Raw genomic sequence first — 16,966 nt, 5'->3', positions numbered from 1 at the left:
TTTATACCCAAAGAATAATCATTTAACTCACCGATATTTCTGTTACCTTTATCTAGTAGTTATACCAAGCAGCATACGCACTTGCTCATTGCTGCTGGTTAAAATCGCCTATTGCCGCAAAGAAGTATCGATATGGAAAAAAGTCATTTTTTTGCTCACCTTGCTCGCATGAAACTCATCCAACGCTGGCCACTCATGCGTTGTGTTTCCACAGAAAACATCTCAGAACATAGCCTGCAGGTTGCTTTCGTCGCCCATGCGCTGGCGCTGATAAAAAACCGTAAGTTCGGCGGCAACACCAACCCCGAACGGATCGCCCTGCTCGGTATGTTCCATGACACCAGCGAAGTGTTAACCGGTGATATGCCCACTCCAATAAAATACTACAACCCAGCCATCGCCGAAGAATACAAGAAGATAGAGCTTGCCGCGGAACAAAAACTGCTGTCGATGCTGCCAAAAGAATTTCAGGATGACTATGCCCCGCTGCTCGATAGTCACCAAATCAACAAAGACGACTACGCTATCGTCAAACAGGCAGACAGCCTCTGTGCATACCTGAAGTGTCTGGAGGAACTCAATGCCGGCAATCACGAGTTTACCCAAGCCAAAAAGAGGCTGGATAACACGCTATCGGAACGCTCAACTCCGGAGATGGAATACTTTCTAACGACCTTTGTCGAGAGTTTCAATTTAACGCTGGACGATATCAGTTAATGACGCAATTTATTCTTAACCCCGAATGGGAAAGTCGCACAAGTAACGAGCAAAAAGTACGCCGCAACGATCATCGTTCGGTTTTCCAGCGTGACAGGGCAAGGATCCTCCACTCTGCGGCTTTTCGCCGGCTCCAGGCCAAAACACAGGTCCACGGTGCCGGACATCATGATTTCTACCGAACTCGCCTGACGCACTCGCTCGAAGCCTCGCAAATTGGTACTGGTATCGTCGCCCAGCTCAAAATCAAGCAGCCCAAGTTTCGCGACTTGCTCTCCTCAACCAGCCTGATGGAAAGCCTGTGCCTGGCCCATGATATCGGACACCCTCCTTTTGGCCACGGCGGCGAAGTGGCACTGAATTATATGATGCGGGAGCATGGCGGATTTGAGGGCAATGCTCAGACATTTCGCATTGTGACCTTGCTCGAACCTTATACCGAACATTACGGCATGAATCTGTCGCGTCGTACCTTGCTCGGCTTATTGAAATACCCTGCTCTTATCAGCAATACCCGAGCCACAGAGCAGCCAGCCGAAGTCAGTAACTTTCGCCACCTTAAAGCCAAAGACTGGCATCCAGCCAAAGGCGTATATAACGACGACAATAGAACCTTTGACTGGGTCCTTAAACTCTTGTCGGAACACGACAAAACCCTTTTTGGCCAAATGCGCCATGAACGCAGCAATCCGACCGATCATTTAAAAACCCGCTTCAAATCTCTCGACTGTTCGATCATGGAGCTGGCCGATGACATCGCCTACGGGGTTCACGATCTGGAAGATGCTATTGTAATGGGCATTGTCACCCGCGAGCAGTGGCACGAAGCCGTCGCCTGCAAACTGGCCGACTGTGGCGAGCCTTGGCTGGAAGAGCGTATTGGCCAGCTTAGCGAACAACTTTTTGGCACCCATCATCAAAGAAAAGATGCCATTGGCGCGATGGTGAATGCCCTGCTAACTTCCATCCATATTGCCCCGGCCATTCAAAATGGGATCGACAGTTTTGATGAACCTCTGTTGCAATGGAACGCCTTCCTAACAGAGTCCATGGAGCGAGTGCTTGAAGTCCTTAAACAATTCGTCAGCGAATACGTGGTCAGAAAGCCGGAAATCCAACTGGTTGAATACAAAGGCCAACAACTGGTGATGGAGCTGTTTGAAGCTTTTGCCTCGGATCCTGAGCGTCTGCTTCCTGCCAATACCCGCGAACGGTGGCTTCAGGCCACCAGCAATGGCGAGAATGCCCACCGGATCATTGCCGACTATATCTCAGGCATGACCGACGGCTTCGCCCAGCGACTATACAGCACCTTATTCCAGCCAATGGCTGCGGTTGGAGTGGGGAGCGAGGGCCATGGGTTTTAGTTATTATAATTTTTTTCGAAAACCCCCTCCGGCATCTGCTGTATCTGGTATTCAATCATCTGGTTGAAGGCATCAATCAAAGACATGAATTTATTGTTGTTACCTTCCAGTGCTGTCAATGCCAGGTAGCCCGCTTCAACCGTCGAAACACCTTGTTCTTTCGGTGACTTACGGATCCGATAGTTACCCTGTTCGACATTATCAAGGTTCACCGTTGGCAGAGCGTGCAGATTGGTGGAAAGCTGCCACATTTTATAGGCTTTCTTCCAGGTACCATCGAGTAAAATCAGACTTCGGACTTTATCTGAAGTATGCGGCTTTACAGCCAGCTGCGATATCGGAAGAGAACCTTCACCCGGGTAGACTAGGTAAACCTCACGCTGCGGATCTTGCAGCAAGGCATTGAGTTCATCATGCTGGGAAAAGTCCTCGCCAACCCACAAACGGGCATTCGCTAATGACAATGTCAGTATGCGTGCTGTACCAATTGCGCGTTTTACCTCTGACGGGTGTTGTAATATCCACAATTCAGTTTTAGCATCAACAGCTTGAATCCAACGGCAGATACAGGCTTTCTTGGCCTTGCCGCACTGTTCACAATATCGACTCATCGAGGTGACCTTGTCTATTCGTACATATTTAGTAATTGCCATCAGCCTCATGTTTATTGCGCAATGGCCAAGTATCCAAGACTGGCTGGCATGGGACCGCAATGCGATTCAAGATGGCGAAGTCTGGCGGATACTAACAGGAAACCTGACCCATACCAATTGGCCGCATATGATAATGAATAGCCTGGCGTTGGCAATCATCTCGTTTATCTTCCGGACCCATTTTTCCGTCCGCTTATATAGCTACCTGCTGCTGGTACTTGCAATATCGGTGGGCTTAGGAATCTTTGCGTCAGAGATCCAGTGGTACGCTGGACTTTCTGGCGTACTTCACGGGCTATTTGGATGGGGAGCAGTGAAAGATATTCAAGCCAAGCACAAAGGTGGTTGGCTGCTACTAGCCGGGTTAATTGCCAAAGTTAGTTGGGAACAAGTCTTTGGCGGCTCGGCAAGCTCTGAGCTGCTTATCGGCGCTCGTGTTGCTACCGAGGCCCACCTATCCGGAGCAGTTTCTGGCCTACTATTCGCCGGGCTGGCAATCTTCCTAAATAATAATAACGAAAAAAAACAGCGCCTTAGTAAAAAATAGTTCAGCGCATCAATATTAAATGATAATCACTCTTGATTAGCTACCACAAAGTGGTATTTTAAATACAGCTTTAACCTATTCCCTATAGAGAGATTGATTATGAGCCACCTTCGAATTCCTGCAAACTGGACGATACAGCGTTCAACACCGTTCTTCACTCCAAGTAATGTTCCGGCCGCCCTGCTCTCACACCACAACACTGCAGAAGGAGTATTCGGTCAGCTTTGTGTTATGGAGGGGACGGTCACCTACTTTGGTTTTGCCGACGAGAACGCAACAGAACCTGAAATCAAAGTTACCATCAACGCAGGACAGTTTGCCACGAGCCCGCCACAATACTGGCACCGTATCGAGCTGTCCGAGGATGCCCAGTTCAACATCAATTTTTGGTCTGAAAGGGATAAAAAAGATCAACCGCTATTTACTACAAAGAAATAGCTTAGGAACAAATAGCAAGGTATATAGGAATGAAAACGCCATGGAAGGCATCGAATCGAAGTTAGGTAGGTTAGGTTACAAAGGAGAACCACAGACTTCTCTCCTTCAAGATTTGTGACTACATTTAGGACCAATTAGATGCAATGCCTAGAGCTTGATGCGCTCAATATTCTTGGCTACTGTCGATGCTCCAATCCCCTTCACTTTCGCCAAATCGTCTGCCGTAGCAAACTTACCATTGGCAGTACGGTAGGCAATAATTCTCTCCGCCTTCTCAGGGCCAATACCAACCAATAGCGTATCCAATTCTTCTGCATTGGCGGTATTAATGTTCACGGTGATCTCGATCCCTTCATGTGAATCCCCACTTGCGTGACTCACTGGAACAAAACAAAGTGCAGCAATCAGTAACATGGCTTTCGTTAATAAATTCATTCTCACCCTCAATTCATAAATTTGTAGATACCAAATAAATACCAAATAAAGTAAAACTGAAGCTTGTTAAGCTCCATTAGCATATCGGCCAATAGAGGAAGGTAAACCAGATTGAAAAACAGGAAAGCAAAAAAACGACGGGCCGCACAATGGCGGCCCGTTAACTAATCAATAGATTACAATTAGTTTGCAGGTGTATCTAGCGTTGGGTAGCTCACTTCAGCCGTATTACGCAGCACTTTCAGTGTCGCCATAACATCCTGTTGTGCATTCATTTGCTCAACCTGAGTCGCCAACTGGCTATCGGCAGAAACCGGCTCAACATCCGCTTCGATAACGTCATCAAGCGCAATAATCAGCATATTGCCTTCCATGTCGCGCGTCATACCGTATACGGATTTGCCGTCAACCGGCTTGGCAAGACCAAAGGCTACTTGAGCAACCATACGATCTGCACCGCTACGACCGATGGTCTGCGCTTCTGAGAAGCTCAGGCCTTCAGCGTCCAGGATCTCTGTTTTGCCTTCACGTAGTGCTGCTACAATTTCGTCCGCTTTTACCTGGGCATTCTGCTCACCCTGCTGGGCAGCTAGCTGCTGCTTGACAGAACCAGCAACTTCGTCAAACGGTAGCACCATTTCGTCACGAGCATCTTCAACTCGTACAACCACAACGTGCTCTGGACCAATTTCAATCACATCTGAGTTCAGACCGTCTTCACGAACCTCTGGGCTAAATACCGCCTGCATTACTGCAGGGGTAGCCAGTACACCCGGAGCATCATTCTGAGAGAAGAAGTCCGTTAGCTGTACTTCAGCATTCACTGCTGCCGCTGCATCATCCAAAGAATCTGGCATCTCGAATGCAGTTTCCGCTAGCTTAGTCTGCAGGTCGTAGAATGCTTCAGCTGCACGCTGCTCACGAAGTTCTGCAGTGATCTCGCCACGAACCTCAGCAAAAGGTTTAACCTGAGATTCTTTAACGTCATCAAGCTTGATGATGTGGTAACCAAAAGACGTTTGAACAACAGTGGATGTTTCACCTTTATTCAACACAAAAGCTGCATCTTCAAAAGCAGGATCCATCACACCACGTTCGAACCAATCAAGCTTACCGCCATCTTTTGCACTGAACGTATCATCAGACGAAGACTGTGCTAGCTCGGCAAAATCAGCCCCGGCATTTAGCTGAGCCAGTAGCTCCTCGGCTTTCGCTTTTGCATCGCTGCTATCACCTTGAATCAGAATATGGCTAACCTGACGCTGCTCTGCAGTACCGTACTTCTGCTGGTTCTCATCAAAGTAGGCTTTCGCATCTTCTTCAGAGACTTCAAGCGTCGTTTTCAGTCCTTCACCAGATAGCTCAATATAAGCGGCTTTCACCTGATCCGGACGAGTAAACATCTGTGGGTTCTGATCGTAGAAAGCCTGAATTTCGTCTTCCGAAACATCAGCATTCTTGGTGAACTCAGCCACATTCAAAGTCAGATCACGAATTACGCGCTGCTGCTTCTCAAGCTTCGTCAAGGCTGTTAGCTCATTGCTCAGCGCAAAGTCACTGCCCTGGATCGCAACAAGCAACTGCTGGCGCAGCATGTCAGTACGCATAGATTCCGCGAACATATCTGGTGTAAAGCCAGAACGACGTAGCAAAGTATTGTAGAGCTCGTTGTCGAACTTACCATCACGCTGGAATTCGGTCATCGAGACAATCGCTTTACGGATCTGCTCATCGCTGATACGCATACCAAGTTCATTCGCACGTTGCTCAATCAGCACATCGTTAACCATGCGGTCTAGCACGCTACGACGGAACTGCTGAACATAAGCCGGATCACCCATCAACGTTGCAAAGTAATCACCTAGCTGTGACTGCATGCGGTTACGCTCATTCTGGTAAGCCTGCTCAAACTCACGCTGACTGATTTCACGATCATCGATCTTTGCTGCAGCTTGCTGACTGCCACCGGCGAGGTAGCTGCCAACACCGGCAAAGACAAAAGAAAATATAATTAGGCCGAGAATAATCTTAACCCAAATGCTGCTAGCGCCTTCGCGCATTCGCTCCATCATAATTTGCCGTATCTCCTACTCATTCGATCTGGCATGGTGTTGTGAAGAATGCCTTCGCGTACCTATCAATAAATGCCAGGTACTGAAAAATATCACACTGATACAAAGTAAAAAAAGCGCATCAACCCGATGCGCCCTCATTTCATGCCAAGTTGCCAGTGATTATGACAACCCGCATCGATGTTTGTTCAATACAAACAGTGGGCAGAAGCCCACTTTTAGTTTACAGAATCTTTAAGCGCCTTACCTGCTTTAAAGCCAGGTACTTTTGCCGCTGCAATCTGGATTTCTTCACCTGTCTGCGGGTTACGACCAGTGCGTGCTGAACGCTCACGTACAGAGAAGGTACCAAAACCAACAAGAGCAACCTGATCACCTGATTTCAAGGTGTCTGAAACAGCGTCAATGAATGCATCCAGGGCACGACCTGCCGACGCTTTTGAGATATCTGCATTTTCAGCAATTTTATCAACTAACTGAGTTTTGTTCACGATTTCATCCCCTCTATGAACATTGTCCGCAAGCAACCTTGTCAACAAGCATGAACTTGTAACGGACAATAAAATTTGTATCAGGCCTAATTATATCAGCACAGAGCACCAGAAATACGGGTAAGTATTGATATTATTGAGCTTACAGCGAATTAGACCTAACTTATAGCGATACAAAAAAACGCTGACAAGGCTTTTCGCACCTGAAAGCGTCTTTTCTTTACTTAACTTTGCTGCATGTCACTGTTTTCGGCGTTTACCAGCTCAATACCTGTCGGATTGTTCTGCAATGCTACGGTGAGCACTTCATCAATCCAACGTACTGGACGCACTTCCAGATCAGCAATCACGTTGTCTGGAATCTCTTCCAGATCACGTTCATTCTCTTTCGGGATAAGCACCGTTTTGATGCCACCACGGTGAGCAGCCAGCAGCTTCTCTTTCAAGCCGCCAATTGGTAATACTTCACCACGCAGGGTAATTTCACCCGTCATAGCAACATCACCACGTACAGGATTGCCGGTCAGGCTAGAGACCAGTGCCGTACACATCGCGATACCCGCACTAGGGCCATCTTTCGGTGTCGCGCCTTCAGGTACGTGAACATGGATATCACGCTTCTCGTAGAAGTCTGGAGCAACCCCTAGACGCTCTGCTCGCGTACGAACCACAGTCATTGCAGCCTGGATCGACTCCTGCATCACATCACCCAGCGAACCGGTGAAGGACAGTTTGCCTTTACCCGGCATCGACTCGGTTTCGATAGTCAGCAGGTCACCACCAACTTCTGTCCATGCCAAGCCGGTAACCTGACCAATACGGTTGTTCTCTTCTGCCTTACCGTAATCAAAGCGCTGAACACCCAGGTAAGCTTTCAGGTTTTCCTGGTTGATCGTTACTTTCTTGGTTTCAGAGTTAAGCAGGATCTCTTTCACTGCCTTACGACATAGCTTAGAAATCTCACGCTCTAGGCTACGCACGCCCGCTTCACGAGTGTAGTAGCGAATAATACCGATTAGCGCAGAGTCATCGACCTCAACCTCGCCCGGCTTCAGACCGTTACGCTTGATCTGCTTCTCTAGCAGGTGGCGTTTGGCAATATTGAGTTTCTCGTCTTCGGTATAGCCCGACAGACGAATCACTTCCATACGGTCCAGCAATGGTCCTGGAATATTCATCGAGTTTGACGTCGCAACGAACATCACATCGGACAGATCATAATCCACCTCAAGGTAGTGATCGTTAAATGCGTTGTTTTGCTCGGGATCAAGCACTTCTAGCAGTGCCGACGCCGGATCACCACGCATATCCGACGACATCTTGTCGATTTCATCCAGCAGGAACAGTGGGTTTTTCACTTCCACTTTCGCCATCTTCTGGATCAGCTTACCCGGCATAGAACCGATATAGGTACGGCGGTGACCACGGATTTCCGCTTCGTCACGTACGCCACCCAAGGCCATACGTACATACTTACGACCAGTAGCCGCAGCAATAGATTGACCCAGAGAGGTTTTACCCACGCCCGGAGGACCAACAAGACAAAGGATCGGACCTTTCAGCTTATTGATACGGCTCTGTACCGCCAAGTACTCGAGAATACGTTCTTTGACACGCTCGAGGCCATAGTGGTCTGCATTCAGAACCTCCTCGGCTTTGGCGAGGTTTTTCTTCACCTTAGAGCGCTTGTGCCAAGGCACACTCAGCATCCAGTCGATATAGCCACGTACAACCGTCGCTTCGGCTGACATTGGTGACATCATTTTCAACTTATGCAGCTCTTGCTCGGTCTTCTCGCGAGCCTCGGCCGGCATTTTCGACTCTTCGATTTTCTTTTTCAAAGACTCGAACTCATCCGGTGCATCATCCAGCTCACCCAGCTCTTTCTGGATAGCTTTCATCTGCTCGTTGAGATAGTACTCGCGCTGGCTCTTTTCCATCTGCTTCTTGACGCGACCACGAATGCGCTTTTCAACCTGAAGCAAATCAATCTCAGACTCCATCATTGCCATCAGGAACTCAAGACGTTCAGTGATATCAATGATTTCAAGTACTTTTTGCTTATCTGCCAATTTCAGAGGCATATGGGCAGCAATGGTATCAGCCAGACGCGCGGCTTCATCAATCCCATTGAGCGAAGTCAGTACTTCCGGCGGGATCTTTTTGTTCAGCTTGATAAAACCTTCAAACTGATTGATCGCGGTACGGACCAAAACTTCCTGCTCACGCTCATCCATTTCCTGGGTCACCAGGAACTCGGCATCAGCCGTAAAGAACTCGTCATCCTTCAGGTTTTCAACTTTGGCGCGTTGCTGGCCTTCGACCAGCACTTTCACCGTACCGTCAGGCAGCTTCAGCAACTGAAGGATGGTAGCAACCGTACCAACATCATAAAGGTCTTCGATCGAAGGCTCGTCAGTGGCCGCTTCTTTCTGGGCCACTAACAAAATTTGCTTATTGTCATCCATTGCCGACTCCAGGCAACGAATAGATTTATCCCGGCCTACAAACAATGGAATAACCATATGAGGGTAGACCACCACATCACGCAGTGGCAGAACGGGGATCTCAAGGCGTTCCGAACGCTCCAGGTTCATATTCTTCTCTCTTCCGTTCAATCTCTTTACTGAGTATATGGGGGTAAACCAGAAAGATTCAACGGGATAAGTAACAGAAAATAAAAAAGGAGGCAAAAGCCTCCTTTTTTTAAACATTATGAGCAGTTATTAGACAATCACTCAGCGCCAGCTGCTTGATTTTCCGTATTTTCATAAATCAGTAGCGGATCAGACTCGCCTTTAATTACTGATTCATCGATCACTACTTTGCTCACGCCTTCAGCTGAAGGCAACTCGTACATGGTATCTAGCAGAACCGCTTCAACGATTGAGCGCAGACCACGAGCACCGGTTTTACGTTGCATTGCCTTACGGGCAATAGCAACCAGCGCATCGTCACGGAACTCCAGTTCAACGTTTTCCAGCTCAAGCAATGCTGCGTACTGCTTGGTCAACGCATTCTTCGGCTCACGCAGGATCTGTACCAATGCATCTTCATCGAGCTCGTTCAAAATCGCTGTCACTGGCAGACGACCAATGAATTCAGGGATCAGACCGTATTTCACCAGATCTTCTGGCTCAACCTGCTCGAACAGATCGCTCAGGGTACGCGACTCGTCCTTAGAGCGGACATCGGCACCAAAGCCGATACCTGTACCCGTTGCAACACGCTGGTCTACAACTTTGTCCAGACCGGCAAATGCACCACCACAGATAAATAGGATCTTGGAAGTATCAACCTGCAAGAATTCCTGCTGTGGGTGCTTGCGTCCACCTTGCGGCGGAACAGATGCAACCGTACCTTCAATCAGTTTCAGCAAGGCCTGCTGAACACCCTCACCTGACACGTCCCGAGTAATCGATGGGTTGTCTGACTTACGAGAAATCTTGTCGATTTCATCGATGTATACAATACCACGCTCTGCTTTCGCTACGTCATAATCACATTTCTGTAGCAGTTTCTGGATGATGTTCTCGACATCTTCACCAACATAACCCGCTTCAGTCAGCGTGGTTGCATCAGCCATCGTAAATGGTACATCCAGCATACGTGCCAGTGTTTCAGCCAGTAGCGTTTTACCACTACCAGTCGGACCGATCAGCAGAATGTTACTCTTACCTAGCTCAACACCTTCACTGGTGGTATCGCCATTTCGAAGACGCTTATAATGGTTATATACCGCTACTGCCAGTACCTTTTTCGCATGGTTCTGACCAATAACGTAATCATCCAGGTTCGCACGAATTTCCTGTGGCGTCGGAAGCTCGCTGCCGTCACGCTTTGGCATCACTTCTTTAATTTCTTCACGAATGATGTCGTTGCACAAATCAACGCACTCATCGCAAATATAAACAGAAGGGCCTGCAATCAGCTTGCGAACTTCGTGTTGACTTTTACCGCAGAAAGAGCAGTACAGCAGTTTTCCACTACCACTCTCTTTTCGCTTATCTGTCATTCGCTAACCTCTTTTTGGGTCTCACCCCATCATTGCCTTGTTTTGAGTGTATAACAACTCTAGTCATTTTGCTCCGCGACTCAGCAATCCTGTGTCACGGAGCCAAAAAACAGAGTTAGTCACGATGACTCAAAACTGCATCTACCAAGCCATACTCAACTGCTTGCTCTGCCGACATGAAGTTGTCACGATCAGTATCGCGCTCAACAACTTCCATTGGCTGGCCAGTATGCTCTGAAAGCAAAGTGTTTAGCTTGTGCTTGATAGTTAAAATTTCTTGTGCATGAATCTGAATATCAGATGCCTGTCCCTGGAAGCCACCTAGCGGCTGGTGAATCATCACCCGCGAGTTTGGCAGACAGTAGCGCTTACCCTGCGCACCGCCAGCTAGCAGGAAAGCACCCATTGAACATGCCTGGCCCATACATACTGTGCTGACGTTAGGCTTGATAAACTGCATGGTGTCATAAATTGACATACCTGCAGTGACAGAACCGCCAGGAGAGTTAATGTACAGGAAGATGTCTTTATCTGGGTTTTCAGACTCAAGGAATAAAAGCTGCGCAACCACTAGGTTGGCCATGTGATCTTCAACTTGGCCAGTCAAAAAAATCACACGCTCTTTTAGTAGTCGGGAATAGATGTCGTAGGAACGCTCACCACGAGAAGTCTGCTCGACCACCATAGGAACCAGCGCATCCATAATCGGCGACATGGCGTTTTTTTCTTGGTAGCTCATAACGTTATTTCCCTAAAATAAATGGCCCGAATGAAATTACTCTCACACGGACCATTGTTAGCAGAAGATTTGAAACAAAGTCAAATCTCTACAGTAATTTCAGCAAATTAAGCTGCAGGCTGCTGCTGGTTCATTAGCTCGTTGAAGCTAACTTCTTTTTCAGAAACCTGTGCTTTCGCTAGAAGCGCGTCAATCGCTTGCTCTTCTAGAGCAACGTTGCGCATGTTGTTCATCATCTGCTCGTTCTGCTCGTAGTAAGCAACAACTTCTGTTGGATCTTCGTATGCAGAAGCCATTTCAGTGATTAGCGCTTTAACACGCTCGTCATCTGCTTTTAGCTCTTCAGACTTGATCACTTCGCCAAGAAGTAGGCCAACAACTACGCGACGCTTAGCCTGCTCTTCGAACAGTTCACGTGGTAGCTCAGGAGCGTTCTTAGCATCACCGCCGAAGCGCTGAGTCGCCTGCTGGCGAAGAACGTTGATTTCCTGGTCGATAAGGGCAGCAGGAACTTCAATGTCGTTCTGTTCGATTAGGCCGTTAAGAACCTGATCTTTGATGCGACCTTTAACTGCTTGCTTAAGCTCACGCTCCATGTTCTTGCGAACTTCAGCTTTCAGACCTTCGACAGAACCGTCTTCAACACCGAACTTAGCAACGAACTCTTCAGTTAGCTCAGGTAGCTCTTGCGCTTCAACTTTGTGTAGTTTGATAGCGAAAGATGCTGCTTTACCTTTTAGGTTCTCCGCGTGGTACTCTTCAGGGAACGTCACTTCTACAGTGAACTCATCGCCCGCTTTCTTACCAACGATACCGTCTTCGAAACCTGGGATCATACGGCCCTGGCCCATTGCAAGAGCGAAACCTTCAGCTTTACCGCCTTCGAATTCCTCACCGTCTACAGAGCCAGTGAAGTCGATAGTTACACGGCTGTCAGCAACTGCTGCTGCGTCAACTTCAGACCAAGTCGCCTGCTGCTTGCGTAGCGTATCAAGCATAGTTGTTACGTCTTCGTCTTTAACTTCTACTGCTGGTTTTTCAACAGCGATTTTGTCTAGACCAGATAGTTCGATCTCAGGGAAAACTTCGAAAGAAGCTTTGAATACTAGATCTTTACCTTCAGCGATCTCAACAGGAGCAAAAGTTGGTGCGCCCGCTGGGTTGATTTTTTCTTTAACGATCGCTTCGATGTAGTGACGCTGCATCACTTCACCAAGGATGTCTTGACGTACAGAAGCGCCAAACATACGAGCAACCATTTTCAGCGGTGCTTTACCTGGACGGAAACCATCGAAACGACGATTCTTAGCAATTTTCTTCAGTTCTGCTGTTACTGCATCTTCAATGTTAGCAGCAGGAACTGTGATAGTTAGATGGCGTTCTAGGCCTTCAGTGGTTTCAACGGTAACTTGCATTTTATTTAACCTCAAACTTACTCAGTATTCTCTGAGTGATGTTGCCGATCAGTCATACGCTGACGGTGGCATCCTTTCGTGTTATGGCTTGCGGACAAGCCGAAACCACAACGCCTTAATTCTGATAATTTCTGTTTCTGTCGGCTTTGAAGCCACTGAGCCAGAAATTAAAACGCGGTATTATAGCGAGACAGTGACCTCTCGTCGAGACAGAGTCGCCGCTACCGCACTCAACCTTTCACACAAGATAGGGGCAAAAATTCCATTTTCAAGGGTAAATAGTAAAAATCCCTCTCCCTTTTCTGTTTTTTTGACAACGAATTGAAATAAAGCCGGCAAAAATCGGTAATTGCTTCTTTAATGCACAATGCAACCCATGGTCTAAGTGACTATATTTTGAGCATAACTACGTCTAGGTTCTAGCACTCATTGTCATGCTGGATTATTTAACGACCAGTAGGAGGGTTAATGAACTACCTGATTTTTGGCGCTTCCGGCGGTATAGGCTCGGCATTAGTAGAACTGTGCCTGACACATGGGCATGCTGTAACCGCGATTTCTCGCCAACATAGCTCCCGGCTTGACCAACTGGCACAACAATACCCCAATCAACTGGCCACGCTTCAAGCTGATGTTTTGAATTGGCAGCCAAAGGACAGTCGACAACTGGAGAAACTGTGCACCACATTCGGTAAGCCCGACATTACCTTCAATGCAATAGGTATACTGCATACCCCGCCAATAGATTCAACATCCCAGTCCAACAAACTAAAGCGACCAGAAAAACAGTTAAGTCAAATTGATTATGGCTTTTTTCAACACAACATGAAGGTTAATTGCTTCTCGAGCATCGTTATAGCCCAATACTTATCCACTCTCTATCTGCGTAATGAAAAATTTGGCTTTGTAACATTATCAGCCATGATTGGCTCTATTTCCGACAATCGCACCGGAGGATGGTATAGCTATCGCATGAGTAAAGCGGCACTGAATATGTTCATCAAGACTTTAAGTATCGAATGGCATCGCACCTTCCCACATGCCTATGTACTAGCCATTCACCCCGGAACGACAGATACCAAACTGTCAGCGCCATTTCAGCAAAGGCTCACCAGCAACAAACTGTTCTCTGCCCAACAAACTGCCGAACGTATACTCGCGATCGTTGAGCAGGCAACCTCCGAGCACTCAGGCAACTACCTCTCCTGGGATGGTCAACCATTAGGATGGTAATGGCCTTATCAGCTACCAACGGGCATTAGGTCCCTCAGAACTCAGGCCAAACCGATAAATTAAGATAGTGAAGAATGAAAAAACACAAAACCTTCTAAATACGCATCAGAACGCACAAAAAATAGACAGTAATACCCTTATTATTTGTAGGCTGCATACTTCCCCCTACTGTAGATACCCAAGGAGAACAACCAATGAGAAGGAATAAGGCAAAAGTTATTGCTTGTTGGCAACCTAGCAACCAAAGAGAAGCCGAAGCATTAAAAGCATTGCTAGTACAAGAGATTGGCGGACAACCTAAACATCATCCAGGTGGTACCGGTAAAGTCGGAAAAGATTCAGGTCGAGTTATTCGCTAAGTGTACTTAGAGTTAAGGCAATAAGGCAGATGTAACAGTTGCCTGAAACACAAGATCAGCAAAATTGAAAAATGTATATTGAGTGTTTTCGATTTTAGGAAAGGAAATGGCGCGCCCTGCAGGATTCGAACCTGCGACCACATGCTTAGAAGGCACGTGCTCTATCCAACTGAGCTAAGGGCGCATCATTAGGCGTAACGATAAGTTACGGGACGGGATTATACGTTCCCTGACAGGGACGTCAACGCTTTTTCCCTTAATTTCTTCCCCATACCCACCAAGTGTTCAAACTAACAACAATTTGCATTAAATTCAGTAAGTAACTGCTAAAGGTATCAAATTTAACTTAAAAACGGACATAGAACCCTAGCTTAGTCATTTCGCAATTTTAGTTGAAGAGCCATCAATCGATAACAACCTTTCAACATGCTGTTATATTTTTCACTTAAACGCAAAAGGCAAACGTTTGCGCTATAGATCTTACTCACATTCTTTGCGACAATGCCATACCAAGCAGAACAACGATCTGACTTTTTCAGCAAGATAATTGCTCTGTTTGTACTGCTCAGTTAATTACAGCCCAAAGGATAAACATGGCCGCTCAAATTATTGATGGAAAACTCATATCTCAAACCGTTCGTCAAGAAGTCGCAGCACGTGTAAAAGCACGGGTAGAGGCAGGATTGCGTGCTCCGGGCTTAGCTGTAGTTCTAGTCGGACAAGATCCAGCCTCACAAATATATGTCGGCAGCAAACGCAAGGCATGTGATGAAGTCGGTTTTGTCTCCAAGTCTTTTGATCTCCCGGCAACAACTTCTGAAACTGAGCTACTGGCCCTGATCAATGAACTAAACAGCGATAACGACATTGATGGCATCCTAGTACAACTTCCACTGCCAGCTGGTATCGACACGACGAAAGTGCTTGAGCAAATTGACCCGGAAAAAGATGTCGACGGTTTCCACCCTTATAATGTCGGCCGCCTATGCCAACGAATTCCTAAGCTGCGCTCATGTACCCCGAAAGGCATCATGACACTGATGGAGCGCTATAACATTGAAGTACGTGGCAAGCATGCTGTGATTGTCGGCGCATCCAATATTGTCGGCCGCCCGATGACCCTTGAGTTGCTACTGGCAGGTGCCACGACAACAACCTGTCACCGCTTTACCAAAGATCTTGAGAGCCATGTTCGTCAGGCTGATATTCTAGTTATCGCAGTAGGCAAGCCCAACTTCATACCGGGCGACTGGATCAAAGAAGGTGCCACCATTGTGGATGTCGGCATCAACCGCTTAGATAGCGGTAAACTAGTAGGTGATGTTGAATATGATATTGCCCGAGAAAAAGCCCGCCACATCACCCCGGTACCAGGCGGTGTGGGTCCAATGACAGTTGCCACATTAATTGAAAATACCCTGCTGGCTTGTGAGCAATATCATTCGGAGTAACCGCCGAAACGGGATCCTAGTTCCGAGCTCCTCAAAAAAGCAAAAAGCGAGAGCAACTGGCTCTCGCTTTTGTATTTTGGGTTCTAGCAAATTAAAGCGTCTTCGCTACTTCTTTCAAGTATGCGGTGAAATCTTCACCAAGGCTTGGATGGCGCATTCCGTATTCAACAAATGCCTGCATATAACCCAGCTTGCTACCACAGTCATGGCTCTTGCCTGACATGTGGAAAGCATTCACCTGCTGTGACTCCATTAGCATATCAATCGCATCTGTCAGCTGGATCTCATCCCCGGCACCAATAGGCGTTCTTTCTAACAAGCTCCAAATCTCGGCTGGCAGAACATAACGACCGACAATCGCCAGATTAGAAGGCGCATCTTCAAGTGCTGGTTTTTCAACGACCTTGGCCATCGGTGCTGTTTCGCCAGGCTTAAGATTTGCACCATTGATATCGGCAACACCGTAACTAGAAACTTCTGACATCGGCACAGGCTCAACCATTACCTGGCTGATTTCAGTTTCGTTGAAAGCCTGAACCATAGCAGCCATATTCTCTTTGCGCAGATCGCTGGCTGCATCGTCTAAAATCACATCGGGCAAAACAACCGCAAATGGCTCATCCCCAACGAGCGGGTGAGCACTAAGTACCGCATGACCAAGCCCTTTAGCCTGACCTTGGCGGACATGCATGATAGTCACGTCTTTCGGACAGATGCTTTGCACTTCTTCTAGTAACTGTCGTTTCACGCGCTTTTCAAGCGTCGCTTCCAACTCGAAAGAAGTATCAAAGTGGTTTTCGATAGAATTTTTCGAAGAGTGTGTTACCAACACGATCTCTTTGATACCCGCCGCCACACACTCATTCACCACATATTGAATCAATGGTTTATCAACAATAGGCAGCATTTCTTTGGGAATGGCTTTCGTTGCAGGCAACATACGGGTACCAAGACCAGCAACCGGTATAACAGCTTTACGTACAGGGGAAGTATTAGACATTTTTAATTCCATTAATCACTAATCAGGCGGACTA

16 protein-coding genes and 1 tRNA gene are annotated in these 16,966 nt (G+C 47.3%); 7 read left to right on the top strand and 10 right to left on the bottom strand.

The genetic code is table 11. The annotated features are described in order from the left end of the window. Positions 1 to 132: 132 nt before the first annotated feature. Both yfbR and MD588_RS05680 read left to right on the top strand, forming a co-directional pair. The gene (gene yfbR, locus MD588_RS05685; protein ID WP_265695979.1) at positions 133 to 717 is read left to right on the top strand and encodes a 5'-deoxynucleotidase; all 585 of its coding nucleotides are present in this window, start codon (positions 133 to 135) and stop codon (positions 715 to 717) included. Continuing rightward, positions 717 to 2,084 carry an anti-phage deoxyguanosine triphosphatase gene (locus MD588_RS05680; RefSeq protein WP_265695977.1) on the top strand — a complete coding sequence of 456 codons (1,368 nt, stop codon included), beginning with the start codon at positions 717 to 719 and terminating at the stop codon, positions 2,082 to 2,084. Before yfbR ends, MD588_RS05680 begins: the two co-directional genes overlap by 1 nt. Here the strand turns inward: MD588_RS05680 and MD588_RS05675 are convergent. Further along, on the bottom strand, positions 2,081 to 2,695 hold the full coding sequence (locus MD588_RS05675) for a tRNA-uridine aminocarboxypropyltransferase (protein ID WP_265695976.1): 615 nt from the start codon (positions 2,693 to 2,695) through the stop codon (positions 2,081 to 2,083). The two genes, MD588_RS05680 and MD588_RS05675, sit on opposite strands and share 4 nt — an antisense overlap. Before the next feature lie 49 nt (positions 2,696 to 2,744). Between MD588_RS05675 and rrtA the strand changes: the two genes are divergently transcribed. Together rrtA and MD588_RS05665 are read left to right on the top strand one after the other, a co-directional pair. After that, positions 2,745 to 3,284: a rhombosortase gene (gene rrtA, locus MD588_RS05670; RefSeq protein ID WP_407676548.1), complete on the top strand. Its 540-nt coding sequence runs from the start codon at positions 2,745 to 2,747 to the stop codon at positions 3,282 to 3,284. 99 nt (positions 3,285 to 3,383) lie between these two features. Continuing rightward, complete coding sequence (locus MD588_RS05665; protein ID WP_265695974.1) at positions 3,384 to 3,722, top strand: DUF1971 domain-containing protein; 339 nt, start codon at positions 3,384 to 3,386, stop codon at positions 3,720 to 3,722. Positions 3,723 to 3,869: 147 nt separating this feature from the next. Here MD588_RS05665 and MD588_RS05660 read toward each other — a convergent pair whose 3' ends face one another. The 7 genes from MD588_RS05660 to tig all read right to left on the bottom strand — a co-directional run bounded on the left by MD588_RS05660 (position 3,870) and on the right by tig (position 12,889). Then, entirely contained in the window at positions 3,870 to 4,136 is a 267-nt protein-coding gene (locus MD588_RS05660; RefSeq protein ID WP_265696107.1) for a ComEA family DNA-binding protein, read from the bottom strand. Between the two features lie 203 nt (positions 4,137 to 4,339). Further along, the gene (gene ppiD, locus MD588_RS05655) at positions 4,340 to 6,229 is read right to left on the bottom strand and encodes a peptidylprolyl isomerase (protein WP_265695973.1); all 1,890 of its coding nucleotides are present in this window, start codon (positions 6,227 to 6,229) and stop codon (positions 4,340 to 4,342) included. A 218-nt stretch (positions 6,230 to 6,447) separates the two neighbouring features. After that, positions 6,448 to 6,720, bottom strand: a complete 273-nt coding sequence (gene hupB, locus MD588_RS05650) for a nucleoid-associated protein HU-beta (RefSeq protein WP_128781973.1) — start codon at positions 6,718 to 6,720, stop codon at positions 6,448 to 6,450. A 224-nt stretch (positions 6,721 to 6,944) separates the two neighbouring features. After that, positions 6,945 to 9,317, bottom strand: coding sequence for an endopeptidase La (gene lon, locus MD588_RS05645; RefSeq protein ID WP_265695972.1), 2,373 nt, complete (start codon positions 9,315 to 9,317; stop codon positions 6,945 to 6,947). 137 nt (positions 9,318 to 9,454) lie between these two features. Next, positions 9,455 to 10,735, bottom strand: coding sequence for an ATP-dependent protease ATP-binding subunit ClpX (gene clpX / locus MD588_RS05640; RefSeq protein WP_265695971.1), 1,281 nt, complete (start codon positions 10,733 to 10,735; stop codon positions 9,455 to 9,457). A 115-nt stretch (positions 10,736 to 10,850) separates the two neighbouring features. Further along, the gene (gene clpP / locus MD588_RS05635; protein ID WP_265695970.1) at positions 10,851 to 11,474 is read right to left on the bottom strand and encodes an ATP-dependent Clp endopeptidase proteolytic subunit ClpP; all 624 of its coding nucleotides are present in this window, start codon (positions 11,472 to 11,474) and stop codon (positions 10,851 to 10,853) included. A 107-nt stretch (positions 11,475 to 11,581) separates the two neighbouring features. Then, complete coding sequence (gene tig, locus MD588_RS05630; RefSeq protein ID WP_265695969.1) at positions 11,582 to 12,889, bottom strand: trigger factor; 1,308 nt, start codon at positions 12,887 to 12,889, stop codon at positions 11,582 to 11,584. Between the two features lie 468 nt (positions 12,890 to 13,357). Between tig and MD588_RS05625 the strand changes: the two genes are divergently transcribed. Next, complete coding sequence (locus MD588_RS05625) at positions 13,358 to 14,122, top strand: SDR family NAD(P)-dependent oxidoreductase (protein WP_265695968.1); 765 nt, start codon at positions 13,358 to 13,360, stop codon at positions 14,120 to 14,122. Between the two features lie 194 nt (positions 14,123 to 14,316). Then, positions 14,317 to 14,481 carry a hypothetical protein gene (locus MD588_RS05620; RefSeq protein WP_265695967.1) on the top strand — a complete coding sequence of 55 codons (165 nt, stop codon included), beginning with the start codon at positions 14,317 to 14,319 and terminating at the stop codon, positions 14,479 to 14,481. A 107-nt stretch (positions 14,482 to 14,588) separates the two neighbouring features. On the opposite strand, the gene MD588_RS05615 is transcribed toward MD588_RS05620, so the two are convergent. Then, positions 14,589 to 14,665, bottom strand: a tRNA-Arg gene (locus MD588_RS05615). Positions 14,666 to 15,074: 409 nt separating this feature from the next. Here MD588_RS05615 and folD point away from each other — a divergent pair. Beyond that, positions 15,075 to 15,932 (top strand): bifunctional methylenetetrahydrofolate dehydrogenase/methenyltetrahydrofolate cyclohydrolase FolD, encoded by an 858-nt coding sequence (gene folD, locus MD588_RS05610; protein ID WP_265695965.1) that lies wholly within the window; start codon positions 15,075 to 15,077, stop codon positions 15,930 to 15,932. Between the two features lie 91 nt (positions 15,933 to 16,023). Here folD and galU read toward each other — a convergent pair whose 3' ends face one another. Further along, positions 16,024 to 16,932: a UTP--glucose-1-phosphate uridylyltransferase GalU gene (gene galU, locus MD588_RS05605; RefSeq protein ID WP_265695964.1), complete on the bottom strand. Its 909-nt coding sequence runs from the start codon at positions 16,930 to 16,932 to the stop codon at positions 16,024 to 16,026. Positions 16,933 to 16,966: the final 34 nt, after the last annotated feature.

The sequence above is a fragment of the Photobacterium obscurum genome (assembly GCF_026191635.1).
Classification (GTDB): domain Bacteria; phylum Pseudomonadota; class Gammaproteobacteria; order Enterobacterales; family Vibrionaceae; genus Photobacterium; species Photobacterium obscurum.
The sequence above is the reverse complement of the archived record's forward strand: the minus strand, read 5'-3'. Positions and strand labels throughout refer to the sequence as shown.